This window comes from Streptomyces sp. NBC_01306 (genome assembly GCF_026340465.1).
GTDB lineage: Bacteria > Actinomycetota > Actinomycetes > Streptomycetales > Streptomycetaceae > Streptomyces.
This window is the reverse complement of sequence record NZ_JAPEPC010000001.1, coordinates 6,271,714-6,285,090: the sequence shown is the minus strand read 5'-3', so window position 1 is coordinate 6,285,090 and position 13,377 is coordinate 6,271,714. Positions and strand designations below refer to the sequence as shown.

13 protein-coding genes are annotated in these 13,377 nt (G+C 70.2%); 1 reads left to right on the top strand and 12 read right to left on the bottom strand.

Features of this window, described 5'->3' with window-relative positions; genetic code table 11:
- Window positions 1–104 precede the first annotated feature (104 nt).
- The gene (locus OG385_RS27780) at window positions 105–1,046 is read left to right on the top strand and encodes an RluA family pseudouridine synthase (RefSeq protein WP_266858735.1); all 942 of its coding nucleotides are present in this window, start codon (window positions 105–107) and stop codon (window positions 1,044–1,046) included.
- Window positions 1,047–1,113: 67 nt separating this feature from the next.
- On the opposite strand, the gene OG385_RS27775 is transcribed toward OG385_RS27780, so the two are convergent.
- The 12 genes from OG385_RS27775 to OG385_RS27720 form a co-directional block, all read right to left on the bottom strand.
- A complete protein-coding gene (locus OG385_RS27775) occupies window positions 1,114–3,942 on the bottom strand; it encodes an RNA helicase (RefSeq protein ID WP_266858733.1) in 2,829 nt (942 codons plus the stop codon).
- 56 nt (window positions 3,943–3,998) lie between these two features.
- Window positions 3,999–4,967, bottom strand: a complete 969-nt coding sequence (locus tag OG385_RS27770) for a diacylglycerol kinase (RefSeq protein WP_266858731.1) — start codon at window positions 4,965–4,967, stop codon at window positions 3,999–4,001.
- Window positions 4,968–4,985: 18 nt separating this feature from the next.
- Window positions 4,986–5,951: a twin-arginine translocase subunit TatC gene (tatC, locus tag OG385_RS27765; protein ID WP_266858729.1), complete on the bottom strand. Its 966-nt coding sequence runs from the start codon at window positions 5,949–5,951 to the stop codon at window positions 4,986–4,988.
- 61 nt (window positions 5,952–6,012) lie between these two features.
- Window positions 6,013–6,300 (bottom strand): Sec-independent protein translocase subunit TatA, encoded by a 288-nt coding sequence (tatA, locus tag OG385_RS27760; protein WP_266858727.1) that lies wholly within the window; start codon window positions 6,298–6,300, stop codon window positions 6,013–6,015.
- Between the two features lie 208 nt (window positions 6,301–6,508).
- Window positions 6,509–6,706, bottom strand: a complete 198-nt coding sequence (locus tag OG385_RS27755) for a hypothetical protein (RefSeq protein ID WP_266858725.1) — start codon at window positions 6,704–6,706, stop codon at window positions 6,509–6,511.
- A 9-nt stretch (window positions 6,707–6,715) separates the two neighbouring features.
- A complete protein-coding gene (locus tag OG385_RS27750; protein ID WP_266858723.1) occupies window positions 6,716–6,961 on the bottom strand; it encodes a hypothetical protein in 246 nt (81 codons plus the stop codon).
- Window positions 6,962–6,984: 23 nt separating this feature from the next.
- Window positions 6,985–7,941, bottom strand: a complete 957-nt coding sequence (locus tag OG385_RS27745; RefSeq protein WP_266858721.1) for a YafY family protein — start codon at window positions 7,939–7,941, stop codon at window positions 6,985–6,987.
- 7 nt (window positions 7,942–7,948) lie between these two features.
- Window positions 7,949–8,905 (bottom strand): YafY family protein, encoded by a 957-nt coding sequence (locus tag OG385_RS27740; protein ID WP_266858719.1) that lies wholly within the window; start codon window positions 8,903–8,905, stop codon window positions 7,949–7,951.
- A 172-nt stretch (window positions 8,906–9,077) separates the two neighbouring features.
- Window positions 9,078–9,449: an FKBP-type peptidyl-prolyl cis-trans isomerase gene (locus tag OG385_RS27735; RefSeq protein WP_266858717.1), complete on the bottom strand. Its 372-nt coding sequence runs from the start codon at window positions 9,447–9,449 to the stop codon at window positions 9,078–9,080.
- 42 nt (window positions 9,450–9,491) lie between these two features.
- Entirely contained in the window at window positions 9,492–10,493 is a 1,002-nt protein-coding gene (locus OG385_RS27730) for an FKBP-type peptidyl-prolyl cis-trans isomerase (RefSeq protein WP_266858715.1), read from the bottom strand.
- A gap of 135 nt (window positions 10,494–10,628) precedes the next feature.
- Window positions 10,629–11,990: a Pup--protein ligase gene (gene pafA / locus OG385_RS27725; protein WP_266858713.1), complete on the bottom strand. Its 1,362-nt coding sequence runs from the start codon at window positions 11,988–11,990 to the stop codon at window positions 10,629–10,631.
- A gap of 9 nt (window positions 11,991–11,999) precedes the next feature.
- Window positions 12,000–13,259 carry an MFS transporter gene (locus tag OG385_RS27720; RefSeq protein WP_266858711.1) on the bottom strand — a complete coding sequence of 420 codons (1,260 nt, stop codon included), beginning with the start codon at window positions 13,257–13,259 and terminating at the stop codon, window positions 12,000–12,002.
- Between the last annotated feature and the right edge of the window lie 118 nt (window positions 13,260–13,377).

Sequence of the window (13,377 nt, the reverse complement as noted above, 5' to 3'; positions counted from 1 at the left end):
ACGTCCTTCGGCGCGGGCCGCCGCACAGCAGGTGTGCGGCGGCCCGCGCCGTGCGTGCGGGGCGGGTGCCCCCGCCGCTCCACCGCTCGTACTCTTGACCCACCATGAGACGCAAGACTTCCCGGCTCCCGGGCCCCCTGCCCCAGCGCGAGGGCATCGACGCGGTGCGCTTGCGGCTTCCCGTGGACGGTGCGTGGACCACCGTCAGGGAGCACCTGGCCGAGCGGCTGCCGGGCGGCGCCGCCGAGGTCGACGCCATGCTGCGGAGGGGCGCGTTCGTCGGGGTGGACGGGCCGGTCCTGGCCGATACCACTTATCTGCCGGGCGCCTCGGTCTGGTTCCACCGGGACTTCCCCGACGAGGTACCCGTACCGTTCGCCATCACTGTGCGCCACCGCGACGAGCACATCGTCGTCGCCGACAAACCGCACTTCCTGGCCACCACCCCGCGGGGCAGGCACATCACCCAGACCGCGCTGGCACGGCTGCGCAAGGATCTCGGGCTGCCCGCGCTGAGCCCGGCCCACCGGCTGGACCGGCTGACCGCGGGGCTTGTGCTGTTCTCCGTGCGGCCCGAGGAGCGCGGCGCCTACCAGACGCTGTTCCGGGACCGGAAGGTACACAAGGAGTACGAGGGCGTCGCCCCGTACCGGGCCGGTCTTGAACTGCCGCACGTCTCCCGCAGCCGCATCGAGAAGGTGCCGGGGATCGTCGCCGCTTTCGAGACACCCGGCGAGCCGAACAGCGAGACCCGGATCGAGGCGGCCGGCCGCAGGGGGGATCTCGTGCGCTACCGGCTCACCCCGGTCACGGGCCGTACGCACCAGCTGCGCGTCCATATGAACGCGCTGGGCGTCCCACTGCTCGGCGACCCGTTCTTCCCGGTGGTCACCGACCCGCCGCCGGACGACTTCCGCAGGCCGCTGCAACTCCTCGCCCGGGTACTGGAGTTCACCGACCCGGTCACCGGCACCGAGCACCGCTTCGAGAGCGGCCGTTCGCTCCTGGCCTGGACGGCGTACGACGAGTGGGCCGCAGGCCGCTGAGCACACGCGTACGGGCCCCCGCAGGACTGCTCCCGCGGGGGCCCGTACGGCGCTTCGGTATGTGCGGTCAGCCCACCGAGCTGTACGCCACCACGCCCCGCCGCACCGCGTCGACCGCCTTGCGGGCGTTGCGCGAGACCGTGCTGTTCTCGCCGGGGGCCGCCGCCGCGATCTGGCCCAGGACGTCGATGACCTGCTTGCACCAGCGGACAAAGTCACCGGCCGGCATCTCGGCGTCGCGCAGCACCTCGTCGAGGCCCCGGCCGGATGCCCACTGGTAGGCCGCCCAGGCGAAGCCGAGGTCGGGTTCGCGCTGGCCCACGCCCTCCGTCTGGTTGATCTTGAAGTCCTCCTCCAGGGCGTCGAGCCTGCCCCAGATCCGGACCATCTCGCCCAGCGCGGTCTTCGCCGCACCGGCGGGGACCTTGGGCGCGACGGCGTCGTCGGACTGGCGCGCCTCGAAGACCAGGGCCGAGGCGCACGCGGCCAGTTCGGCGGGGCTGAGACCTTCCCAGACACCGGCCCGCAGACACTCGGACGCCAGCAGGTCCAGCTCGCCGTAGAGCCGGGCGAGGCGCTTGCCGTGCACGGTCGACTCGTCGCCGCGGAGGTAGTCCAGCTCGGTCAGCAGGGCGTAGATCCGGTCGAAGGTGCGGGCGATGGTGTTGGTCCGCCCCTCGATCCGGCGCTCCAGCTGACGGGTGTCGCGCTGCAGCCGGTGGTAGCGCTCGGCCCAGCGGGCGTGGTCCTCCCGCTCGTCGCAGCCGTGGCAGGGGTGCGCGCGCAGCTCGGTACGGAGCCGGGCGATCTCCCGGTCATCGGCGGCAGCGGCCCGCGGTTTGCGGTGCCGGTCGGGCACGATGTGCCCGGCCTTGGTCCGCAGCGCGGACGCCAGATCGCGCCTGGACTGGGGCGACTTCGCGTTGAACGACTTCGGGATCCGCATCCGGTCCAGGGTCTCGACCGGCACCGGGAAGTCCATCGCGGCGAGCCGCTTGACCTGCCGCTCGGCGGTGAGCACCAGCGGCCGCGGCCCGTCGTACGCCTCGAAGCCGCGGTGCCCGTTGGCCCGCCCGGCCGGCAGCCCCGGGTCCAGGACCAGCGCGAGGCCGGCGAACTTGCCGGTCGGCACATGGATGACGTCACCCGCCTTGAGCTTCTCCAGGGCGTCAGCGGCGGCGGCCCGCCGCTGCACGGCCCCCTGCTTGGCCAGCTCCGTCTCGCGGTCCTTGAGGTCCCGGCGCAGCCGCGCGTACTCCTCGAAGTCCCCGAGGTGGCAGGTCATGCCCTCGCGGTAGCCGGCGATGCCCTCCTCGTTCTTCTGCACCTGCTTGGAGATCCCGACGACCGACTTGTCGGCCTGGAACTGCGCGAAGGACGTTTCGAGCAGCTCCCGCGAACGGTGCCGGCCGAACTGCTGCACCAGATTGACGGCCATGTTGTACGAGGGCCGGAAGCTGGAACGCAGCGGGTAGGTGCGGGTTCCGGCGAGGCCCGCGAGCGCGCCGGGGTCCATGGCGCGCTGCCAGAGCACCACGGCGTGGCCCTCGATGTCGATGCCGCGCCGCCCGGCCCGGCCGGTCAGCTGCGTGTACTCGCCGGGGGTGATGTCGGCGTGCTGCTCGCCGTTCCACTTGACGAGCTTCTCCAGGACCACCGTGCGGGCGGGCATGTTGATGCCGAGCGCCAGGGTCTCCGTCGCGAACACGGCCTTCACCAGCCCGCGTACGAAGAGCTCCTCGACGACCTCCTTGAAGGTCGGCAGCATCCCGGCGTGGTGCGCGGCGATGCCCCGCTCCAGGCCTTCCAGCCACTCGTAGTACCCGAGGACGTGGAGGTCCTCGCGCGGGATGGCGGCGGTGCGCTCCTCGACGATCTCGCGGACCGTGGAGCGCGCCTCGTCGGAGTTGAGCCGCAGCCCCGCGTAGAGGCACTGCTGGACGGCGGCCTCGCAGCCGGCCCTGCTGAAGATGAAGGTGATGGCGGGCAGCAGTCCCTCGGCGTCGAGCCGGGCGATGACCTCGGCCCTGCTGGGGGTCCAGACCCGGCTGCGGGAGCGCCGCTCGCGCTCGCGGTCCGCCTCACGCACCATCTTGCCGCGACGGCGGTCCCGCGGGTTGTACGTGCGCTGGTTCTCCTGCCGGGCCATCCGCAGCAGGTCCGGGTTGACCTCGCGCTTGGCTCCGCCCCGCCCGCCGTGGTCCGTGGACTCCTCGAAGAGGTCGTACATCCGGCGCCCGGCGAGCACGTGCTGCCAGAGCGGGACGGGCCGGTGCTCGGAGACGATCACTTCGGTGTCGCCGCGGACGGTGTCCAGCCAGTCGCCGAACTCCTCGGCGTTGGACACGGTCGCGGAGAGCGACACCAGGGTCACCGAATCGGGCAGATGGATGATCACCTCCTCCCACACGGCGCCGCGGAAGCGGTCGGAGAGGTAGTGCACCTCGTCCATCACCACATAGCCGAGCCCCAGGAGCGCCTGCGAACCCGCGTACAGCATGTTCCGCAGGACCTCGGTGGTCATGACGACCACCGGGGCGTCCGCGTTCACGCTGTTGTCACCGGTGAGCAGGCCGACCTTGTCCGCCCCGTACCGCCGCGCCAGGTCCGCGTACTTCTGGTTGGACAGGGCCTTGATCGGGGTGGTGTAGAAGCACTTGCGGCCCTGCTCCAGGGCCAGGTGCACGGCGAACTCGCCGACGATCGTCTTGCCCGAGCCGGTGGGTGCCGCGACGAGCACACCCTTGCCCGCCTCCAGGGCCCGGCACGCCTCGATCTGGAACGGATCGAGATCGAAGTCGTACATGCCGCGGAAAGGGGCCAGCGCAGTGGCGTCCTCGACGGCGCGGATGCGGGCGGCTGCATAACGCTCAGCGGGCGAAAGGTCCTCGGTCATCTTGTCAACGAGCCTACCCGCCGCCTCCGACAGTCAGTGATCTTTATTTCAGCATTTCAACAGCCGATGACCCGGACCGCGCCCGGCACACACTCGGCGGTCAGCGGCAGCGCGCCCAGTGGCTCACCGTCCGCGTACCCGGTGACCCCGGCGGCCCCCAGCTCGATCCTGCGCACCCGGTACGAGGTGACGGCGGGATGGCCGAGGTGGGTGCCGCGGTAGACCTTCGGGAAGACCCTGACCAGGGTGGTGCGCGAGCAGGCACCGACCACAGTGACGTCGAGAAGACCGTCGTCCAGCTCCGCCCCGGCGCAGATCTTCATGCCCCCGCCGTACGACGGTCCGTTGCCGACGGCGACGAGCGTCGCCTCGATCTCGCGCGCCGGTCCCCCGTCCAGCACCAGCCGGTACGGGAGCGGCCGGAAGGCGGCCAGTTCGGCGACCATCGCCAGGTCGTACTTCAGCCGGCCGGCGGGCCAGCGCATCCGGTTGCCGCGGTCGTTGACCCGCGAGTCGAATCCGGCGGCGAGCACGCTCCCGAACCAGCGCTCCCCGGCCGGCCGGACCCCGGTGTTGTCCGCACGGTCACCCGGCTCCATACCGTCGTTCTGACCGGCGCCGTCGCCCGGAACGACCCGGCCGAGGTCGATCTCCCTGATGTTCCCGCCCTTGAGCGCCCCGGCCACCGAGCGGCCCGCCGCCGCCGGGTCCCGTACGGGCAGCCCGAGCCCGCGGGCGAAGTCGTTGCCGGTGCCGACGGCCACCACGCCCAGCGGGGTGCGGGTGCCCGCCACGGCCTGGAGGGCGAGGCTGATCATGCCGTCCCCTCCGACGGCTATGAGGGCGCCGGTCCCGTCCCGGACCGCCTCGCGCGCCCGGCGCAGCGCGTCGGGCGCGTCGCTGCCGAGCACCGTACGTACGGAGAAACCTGCGTCCCGCAACGCGGAAGCGGCCGGCTGCGCGGCGTGCGCGCCCCGGCCGCGTCCTGCGGTGGGATTGACGAAGAGGGTGATCTCGCTGGTCACCCGCCGGACCCTACAAGGTCAGGTCACGTCGTCGTAACCGCCCAGACCACGGGGGCTGGAACCGTCCGTCTCACTGCCGGCCTGTCCCGGTACCCGGGATGCGGGCACGGTCTCGACCTCTCCTATGTCCTCGGGGGTGAGGTCGAGCTCGGATGCCTCGTCGTCGCCGGGGCCCTCCTCGGCACGGAGCCTGCGCCGCCTGTCGTTCAGGATCGAGACGCCGGTGGCGACGAAGTAGAGGACCCAGATCGGGGCGGACAGCGCCAGCATCGAGAGCGGGTCCGTACTCGGCGTGGCGACCGCCGCGAACACGGTGATCCCGAGGACCATGCCGCGCCACCAGCCGAGCATCCGCTTCCCGGTGACGATCCCGGCGAAGTTGAGCATCACGAGCAGCAGCGGCAGCTCGAACGCGAGACCGAAGACGACGACCATACGCGTGACGAGATCCAGCAGATCGTCGAGCGGCAGGAGGTTCTTCACCCCGAAAGGCGTGAAGTTGATCAGCACCTTGGCGGTGGTCGGGAGTACCTCGTAGGCGAAGAGGGCACCACAGAGGAAGAGCGGGACTCCGGCCCCGACAAAACCGAGCGTGTAGCGCTTCTCGCTCTTGTGCAGACCCGGGGCGAGAAATGCCCACAGCTGGTAGAGCCAGATCGGTGACGCCCCCACGACGCCGGCCATGAGCGAGACCTTCAGCGAGAGCGTGAAGGGCCCGAGCAGGCCGTTGAGCGTGATCTGCGCGCAGGTCGTGCCCTTCGGCTGGGTGGCGAGATCGGCGAAGGCTGTCGGGCAGCCGACCGAGTGCAGCACCGGGCGGGTGAAGAAGTTGATGATGTCGTCGTAGAAGAAAGCGGCGATTATCGTGACCACGATGATCGCCAGAATCGCCTTCGCCAGGCGATTGCGCAGCTCACGCAGGTGCTCCACGAGGGGCATACGCCCATCGGGATCCCTATCCACTTTGCGGGCAGACACGAGCAACCCACGTCCTCATCTGTGCGGCGGGCTGCCGCTCACCGCGGAGCCCGCTCCGGCCCGGTTGTCAGCGCTTGGTCGAGTCCGACGGCTCGGTCACGGGACGGGCGCTGGTCACGTCTCCCGGAGCGGCCTGGATCGTACGCGGGACGTCGGTCTGGCCGTTGGTGTCCTGCGGCGGGTCGGCGGGGGCGGTCTGCTGGCCCTCCGACTTCATCGCCTTGGCCTCGCTCTTGAGGATGCGGGCGGACTTGCCCAGCGAACGGGCCATGTCCGGAAGCTTCTTCGCACCGAACAGCAGGACGATGACGACGAGGATCAGGATGATCTCGGGGGCGCCGAGCCTTCCGAACATAAGCTGTACCTTCTCACCGAGGCGGCTGGGTGGGGCTGCCGACCGATCGGACAGGCGTCCGGTCGTCGTGCTGGCAGCGATCGTAACCCGCGGGGGTAAACGCAGGGCAATCCCTGTGCAGACTCGCGCTTGCGGCCCGTACCTCGCTCCCGAGCCCGCGACCAGCAGCGTACCGCTCGAAACGGCCCGGCAGCAGAGCCGAGTGCCTCTATCGCAAACTTTCGCCGCTCCGCGCGAGCCCCGTGGCCGCGCGCTCCAGCCCCTCGGAGGCCTTACTGATCTGCTGTGTGGCGCGCGCCACTTCGCTGCCGAGGCGCTGGGCCTCGACGAAAACCCTGATGGCGAGCACACCGAGCACGGCGATTCCGAGGAACCCCAGAGCGATCGCGGTCATCGGCCAGAACATGTGAGCACCCTAGACAGTGGAGTGGAGGCGCAGCGTCCGCACGCCTCCGCCAGTGAGGAGTTCGACGATCCGCTCACCGGCCGGCTTGCGCACCGACGACCCGCAGTCGGGGCAGGTGAAGGAGTAGAAGGTGGTACGCCGGCTGGCGCCGATCGCCAGCCGGAGCGCACCCGCGGCCAGCTCGAACCGGCTGCGGCAGTCCGGGCAGGCGGCCCGGAAGATGACCGGGCCCACTTGCGCGGAAAATCCGGGCATAACCGACATATTCCTCAACTCCTCTACTCCTGCCCGTCATAGGCGGCGAGGGCCTCACGGGCCGCGAGACGTGCGCTGGCCGCCAGGTCACCCGGCGAGACGATGCGCCCGTCCCGGCCGAGCCGCAGGGCGAGCCTGCGCAGCGAGGCGGGGTCGGGGGTGCGCAGAGTGATGCGCAGCCCGCCGTCGGCGAGCTCCTCCGCGCTGTCGTGGGGGTAGTACTCGGCGACCCAGCGGCCGCCGGGGCCGGTCTCGACCACGACCTCCGGGTCCTCGGCCGCGGGCTGGACGAGCCCCGCCGACAGGTCACGCAGTTCGAGCTCGGGCGGCGCGGAGGGCTCGTCGAGCAGCCGGATCCCGGCGACCCGGTCCAGCCGGAAGGTGCGACGGGCCTCGGAGAGGTAGCACCAGGCCTCCATGTACGTATGGCCGACGGCGAAGAGCCTGATCGGGTCGACCTCACGCTCGGTGAGCTCGTCGCGGGCCGGCGAGTAGTACCGCAGCCAGAGCCTGCGCCGCTCCGAGATGGCCCGGTCCACGTCGGCGAACACACCGCCCTCGGACTCGAAGGTCACCGAGAGCCGGGAGCTGGCGCCCGCCACCTCACCGGCCGCGGCCTCCAGCTTCGCGGTGGCCCGCAGCAGCGCCTGCCGGTCTCCCTCGCGGAGCCCCGGCAGGGTCGCCACTGCACGCGCTGCCACCAGCAGGGCCGTGGCCTCGTCGGCGGCGAGCCGCAGCGGCGCGGCGACATCATCGGCGTTGTGCCACCAGATGGACTCGCCGTCGGTGTCGATGTCGAGGAGGTCGCCGCCGCGGAAGCTCGTCCCGCACATGGGCAGCACGTCCAGGTCCGAGATCAGCTCGTCCTCGGTGATGCCGAAGGCCCGCGCGACATCCCCGACACGGGCACCGGGGCGCTCGCGCAGATAGGTCACCAGGGACAGCATCCGGCGGGTCTGGTCGATCGCGTTCGTAGCCACGTGCTCCTCAGTCCTTGGCCACGGCGCGCAGCCGGTCCACCACGTCGGCCCGCAGATCCGCGGGGTCCAGCACGATCACGTCGGGGCCGAACTCCACCAGCCAGGCGTCCAGGCCGTGTCCGTACGGAATCTCCAACTCGTCCCATCCGTCGCCGAGTTCCCGGACGGCGGTGGCACGCGAGCGCAGCGGGTAACCCGCGCCGGAGCGCAGCCTGATCCGAGCGCTGCGGGTCGCAGTCTCGCCCGCCCAGGTCTCCACCGTCTCGCGTACGGTCACCACGTCCGGCACGTCGGCGGTGAACGCACCTGGCCTGGCACGGACTTTGCCGGTGATACGGGAGAGCCGGAACACCCGCTCGGCGCCGCGCTCACGGTCCCAGCCCGCGAGATACCAGTGGCCGCGCCAGCACTCCAGCGTCCAGGGTTCGACCTGACGGGCCTCGGGGCGGGCCGCGTTGGCCTTGCGGTAGTCGAAGACGACCGGGCGGCGGTCGCGGCAGGCCAGCATCAGCGGCTCGAACGCGGCCTCGTGCACCGGGATGCGCGGTTCCAGGGCGCCGTGCTGCACGGCGTACGGGTCCTCGGCCTCGGGCATTCCGGCGGCCCGGAGTTTCTGCAGGGCGCCGCTGGCCGCGCCGGCCAGCCGCGCCTGCTGCCAGACCTTGGCGGCCAGTCCGAGCGCCGCGGCCTCCTCGGCGTCGAGTGCGACCGGCGGAAGCCTGTTGCTGTCGCGGCGGGCCAGGTATCCGGCGTCCCCGTCCAGACTCTCGACCGTCTCGATGACCAGGCCGAGTTCCCGCAGATCGTCCTTGTCCCGTTCGAACATCCGGTTGAAGGACTCGTCCGACCCCGCTTCCAGATACGCCTCGATGGACCCCCGCAGTTCACGCTTGCTGAGGGGTCGCCTGGTTCCGAGCAGGCACAGCGCCAGATTCATGAGCCGCTCGGCCTTGGCAATCGCCATCGACGCCCTCTCTGGGGTCCGGAAGTGTCCGCCGGGGCGATTCCCCGGGAAGAACGCAGCACGTGGAACGCGGGACGTTCCACGACCGCCGACCGTACCGCTCCCGGGTGCCCGGTCAAAAGCCGAGGGTCCATGCCGGCAGGCATGGACCCTCGGAAACGATCAGTTCCGGTCAGACAGCGACCAGGTCACAGACGAAGATCAGCGTCTCGCCCGGCTTGATACGACCGCCGGCGCCCTGGTCTCCGTACGCGAGGTGCGCGGGGATGGTCAGCTGACGACGCCCGCCGACCTTCATGCCCTGGACACCCTGGTCCCAGCCGGAGATGACCTGGCCGACGCCGAGCTGGAACTCCAGCGGGGTGCCGCGGTTCCAGCTCGCGTCGAACTCCTCACCGGTGGAGAAGGCCACACCCACGTAGTGGACCTTGACCTTGTCCCCGGCCTTGGCGACGGCGCCGTCGCCCTCCCAGATCTCCTTGATCTCCAGCTCGGCCGGCGGCTCGCCGCCCGGGAAGTCGACCTCGGGCTTGTCGATGCTCACGTAATTGCTCCTACTTCTTGGTACTGGGCAACCGGGACAGTCTTACACTGCCGCCAGAATGTCGACGACGAAGACCAGCGTCGACTTGGCCGGCAGGGTCGTGCCCTGGGCCTTGTCGCCGTAGGCCAGCGACGGCGGGATCACCAGCAGGACCCGGCTGCCGACCTTCTTGCCGACGATTCCCTGGTCCCAGCCCTTGATGACGGCGCCCTCACCGATGGCCGTCTGGAACGGCGTGCCGCTCTTCCAGGACGAGTCGAACAGGGTCGCGGTGGACTTGCCCTCGTTGGGCTTCCAGGCAGCACCGCTGTACTGCATGTAGACGGTCTGGCCCTTCTTGACCGTGGCGCCCTTGCCCTGGATCAGCTCCTTGTCGACCAGCTTCGTCGGCGGGTCGCTCTTCGGTACGGAGATGGTGGCGGGCGCTTCCTTGTCCGCCTTGACCTGGGGCAGGTCGGAGGAGGTGGGGGCCTGGGTGCCCTCGACCTTCTTCGGGATCACCTTCTTGATGTCCAGCGCGAAGACCAGGGTGTCCTTGCCGGTGACACCGAGCTGCTGCTGACCCTGGCTGCCGAAGGCCGCGCTGGGCGGAGCGACGACCAGGACCCGGCTGCCGATCTTCTGGCCGGTGACGGCGTCGGCGAAGGCCGGGATGATCGTCTTGGAACCGGCGGTGATGAGCTGCGGGGCGCCGCCCTTGTCGAACGAGCTGCCGATGTCCTTGCCGCTCTTCCAGACCTTGCCGGTGAAGTCGGCCATCACCAGGTCGTTCTTCTTGACCACGGCGCCACTGCCTTCGGAGACAGTGTGGATGACGAACTTGCCGCTCGGGTCCTTCTTGGGGACCGTGATGGTCGCCTTCTTGCCCGCGCCGCCCGAGACCGTCGGCAGGGGGGACGCCGAATCGACCGGCTTGGGCACGGCCGTGGCCGCGGACTGGTCTGGCGGTGAGGACGAGTCATCCGTCTTCTTGGAGGACCCACCTCCGCAGGCGGTCAGTACCAGGGCCGGCACGATGAGCAAGGCAGCAAAACGGCGTCGCACAGTGGTCCTCGGGGTAGTGGGGGTGTCAGTGGCCGCCACTCTACGACTCCGCGTCCCCCATGTGGGCTCACGGCATGCGCGAGGGCCCCGTGCACTGATGTGTACGGGGCCCTCGCGCGACCGGGGTGAGGACGGTCACATCCCGGCGATCAGCTTCTCCACCCTGTCGTCGACCGACCGGAAGGGGTCCTTGCAGAGCACGGTGCGCTGCGCCTGGTCGTTGAGCTTGAGATGGACCCAGTCGACGGTGAAGTCCCTGCGCTGCTCCTGGGCCCGGCGGATGAAGTCCCCGCGCAGCCGCGCCCGAGTGGTCTGCGGGGGCACCGACTTGCCCTCGAAGATCTTCAGGTCCTCACAGATGCGCGCGGCCTGTCCGCGCTTCTCCAGCAGGTAGTACAGCCCGCGCCTGCGGTGGATGTCGTGGTAGGCGAGGTCTATCTGAGCGACCCTCGGATTCGACATGGTCATGTTGTGCTTGTCCCGGTACCGCTCGATGAGCTTGTACTTCATCACCCAGTCGATCTCGGTGCCGATCCTGTCGAGGTCCTCCTCCTCGATCGCGTCGAGCGTGCGGCCCCAGAGCTCCAGGACCTGCTCGACCTGGCCCGTACGGATGCCGCGGCGGTCCACGAAGTCCACGGCCTTCTCGTAGTACTCGCGCTGGACTTCGAGCGCCGATGCCTCCCGCCCGCTGGCGAGGCGCACCTTGCGCTGGCCCGTGGTGTCGTGGCTGACCTCGCGGATGGCCCTGATCGGGTTCTCCAGGGTCAGATCACGCATCACCGTGCCCGCCTCGATCATGCGCAGGACGAGGTCGGTCGCGCCGACCTTCAGCAGCATGGTCGTCTCGGACATGTTCGAGTCCCCGACGATGACGTGCAGCCTGCGGTAGCGCTCGGCGTCCGCGTGCGGCTCGTCACGGGTGTTGATGATGGGACGGGAACGGGTGGTCGCGGAACTGACGCCCTCCCAGATGTGCTCCGCCCGCTGGCTCACGCAGAAAACCGCTCCGCGCGGTGTCTGCAACACCTTTCCGGCGCCGCAGAGCAATTGGCGGGTGACGAGGAAGGGGATGAGAATGTCCGCGAGCCGCGAGAACTCCCCATGGCGGGCGACGAGATAGTTCTCGTGGCAGCCGTAGGAGTTTCCCGCCGAGTCGGTGTTGTTCTTGAAGAGATAGACGTCGCCCGCGATTCCCTCCTCGTGCAGGCGGCGTTCGGCGTCGACGAGCAGGCCTTCGAGAATGCGCTCGCCCGCCTTGTCGTGTGTGACCAGTTCAGCCACGTTGTCGCATTCGGGAGTTGCGTATTCCGGATGCGATCCCACGTCGAGGTAGAGGCGGGCGCCGTTCCGCAGAAAGACGTTGCTGCTGCGGCCCCATGACACAACACGGCGGAAGAGGTAGCGCGCCACTTCGTCAGGTGACAGTCGGCGCTGTCCCCTGAATGTGCACGTGACGCCGTACTCGTTCTCCAGCCCGAAAATGCGGCGGTCCATGACTGAACATTACGCCTGATGGCCTGTCCTGAAACCGGGTTCGACGGCCCCGTTCCGATCATTTTCGGAACCGGCCACGACGGAGCCGGTACCGCCGGGAGCTGCGAGGACCCGCTGAGTGGCCAGCAGGACGAGCAGCGCGGCGATCCCGCCGCCTCCCGCGGCGGCGAACCCGGCGGGCGCGCCGCCCGCCTCGACGGCCGGTCCTGCGACGGCCGTACCCAGTGCGGCGCCGACACCGAAGGTCGTCACCAGCCAGGAGAACGCCTCGGTGACCGTGCCGCGCGGGGCATGCCGGTCGACGACGATGAAGGCGCAGGCGATGGCGGGAGCCAGGAAGACACCGGCCACCGTCATCAGTACGGACATCGCGGTCACCCCGGGCACCAGCATCAGGGGCAGATAACAGAGCGCCAGTGCCCCGACGATGACGCGCAGCCGCTTCTCCGCGGCGCCCGGCCACTGCCGCGCGCCGTACAGCAGCCCGCCGAAGAGCGCGCCGAGTCCGATCGCCGCCATCAACACGCCGTACGCCGTGTCGCCGCCGTGCCCGTCGGAGTAGGCGATCGCGGCCACCGTGATCGAGCCCAGCACCAGGCCGACGAAGAAGAACGCCCCGAGGAGTGCGAGCAGTCCGGGCGAGCGCAGGGCGCCCAGCCAGTGGGCCTCGCGGGGCGCGGAGCGCCAGGTGCGCGAGGGCTCCGACACGACGACGGAGAGCGCCCCGAGCACCCCGAGGGCGTTGACCGCCACCAGCGCGGTCGCCGCCGACCACAGCGAGACCGCCAGGGTGATCAGCAGCGGGCCGACCGTGAACATCACCTCCTGGGCCACCGCGTCCATCGCGTACGCGGCGTGCACCCGGTCCTCACGCTTCAGGACACTGGGCCACAGGGCACGCAGCCCGCCCTCCAGGGGTGGTGTGAAGAGCCCGGCGACCAGCATCGCGATGACGGCGAGCGCGAGCGGACCGGTGCCGACGACGGCGAAGAGCACCATGCCCAGGGCCGACACCAGCGCCGACGGCAGCATCACCCGGGGCTGTCCGTACAGGTCGACGGCGCGGCCGAGCAGCGGCTGGCCGACCGCGGTGGCCAGCCCGTAGACGGCGGAGAGCGCCCCCGCGAGCGAGTAGCTGCCGCCTTCGGCGCGGACGAAGAGCACCACGGCGATGGCGGCTGTCGCGTTCGGCAGCCGGCCGACGAGGGTGCCGGTGAGCAGCCGCTTCACATGCCTGGTGCCGAAGAGTTCCGCGTATCCCGCGGCCATGTCCGCCCCTTGTCTCCCGGCCGCGACCGGAGTGTTACGTATAACGTGTGGGCTCATACGTACCATGTGCGCAGACCGCGAGTCCAGATGACCGCGGCCGGGAGCAAGCCGGACGGAG

Coding starts and splice junctions, on each gene's coding strand:
- OG385_RS27780 (WP_266858735.1), top strand. CDS start 105: ATGAGACGCAAGACTTCCCGGCTCCCGGGCCCCCTGCCCCAGCGCGAG.
- OG385_RS27775 (WP_266858733.1), bottom strand. CDS start 3,942: ATGACCGAGGACCTTTCGCCCGCTGAGCGTTATGCAGCCGCCCGCATC.
- tatA (WP_266858727.1), bottom strand. CDS start 6,300: ATGTTCGGAAGGCTCGGCGCCCCCGAGATCATCCTGATCCTCGTCGTC.
- OG385_RS27755 (WP_266858725.1), bottom strand. CDS start 6,706: ATGTTCTGGCCGATGACCGCGATCGCTCTGGGGTTCCTCGGAATCGCC.
- OG385_RS27750 (WP_266858723.1), bottom strand. CDS start 6,961: ATGCCCGGATTTTCCGCGCAAGTGGGCCCGGTCATCTTCCGGGCCGCC.
- OG385_RS27740 (WP_266858719.1), bottom strand. CDS start 8,905: ATGGCGATTGCCAAGGCCGAGCGGCTCATGAATCTGGCGCTGTGCCTG.
- pafA (WP_266858713.1), bottom strand. CDS start 11,990: ATGGACCGCCGCATTTTCGGGCTGGAGAACGAGTACGGCGTCACGTGC.
- OG385_RS27720 (WP_266858711.1), bottom strand. CDS start 13,259: ATGGCCGCGGGATACGCGGAACTCTTCGGCACCAGGCATGTGAAGCGG.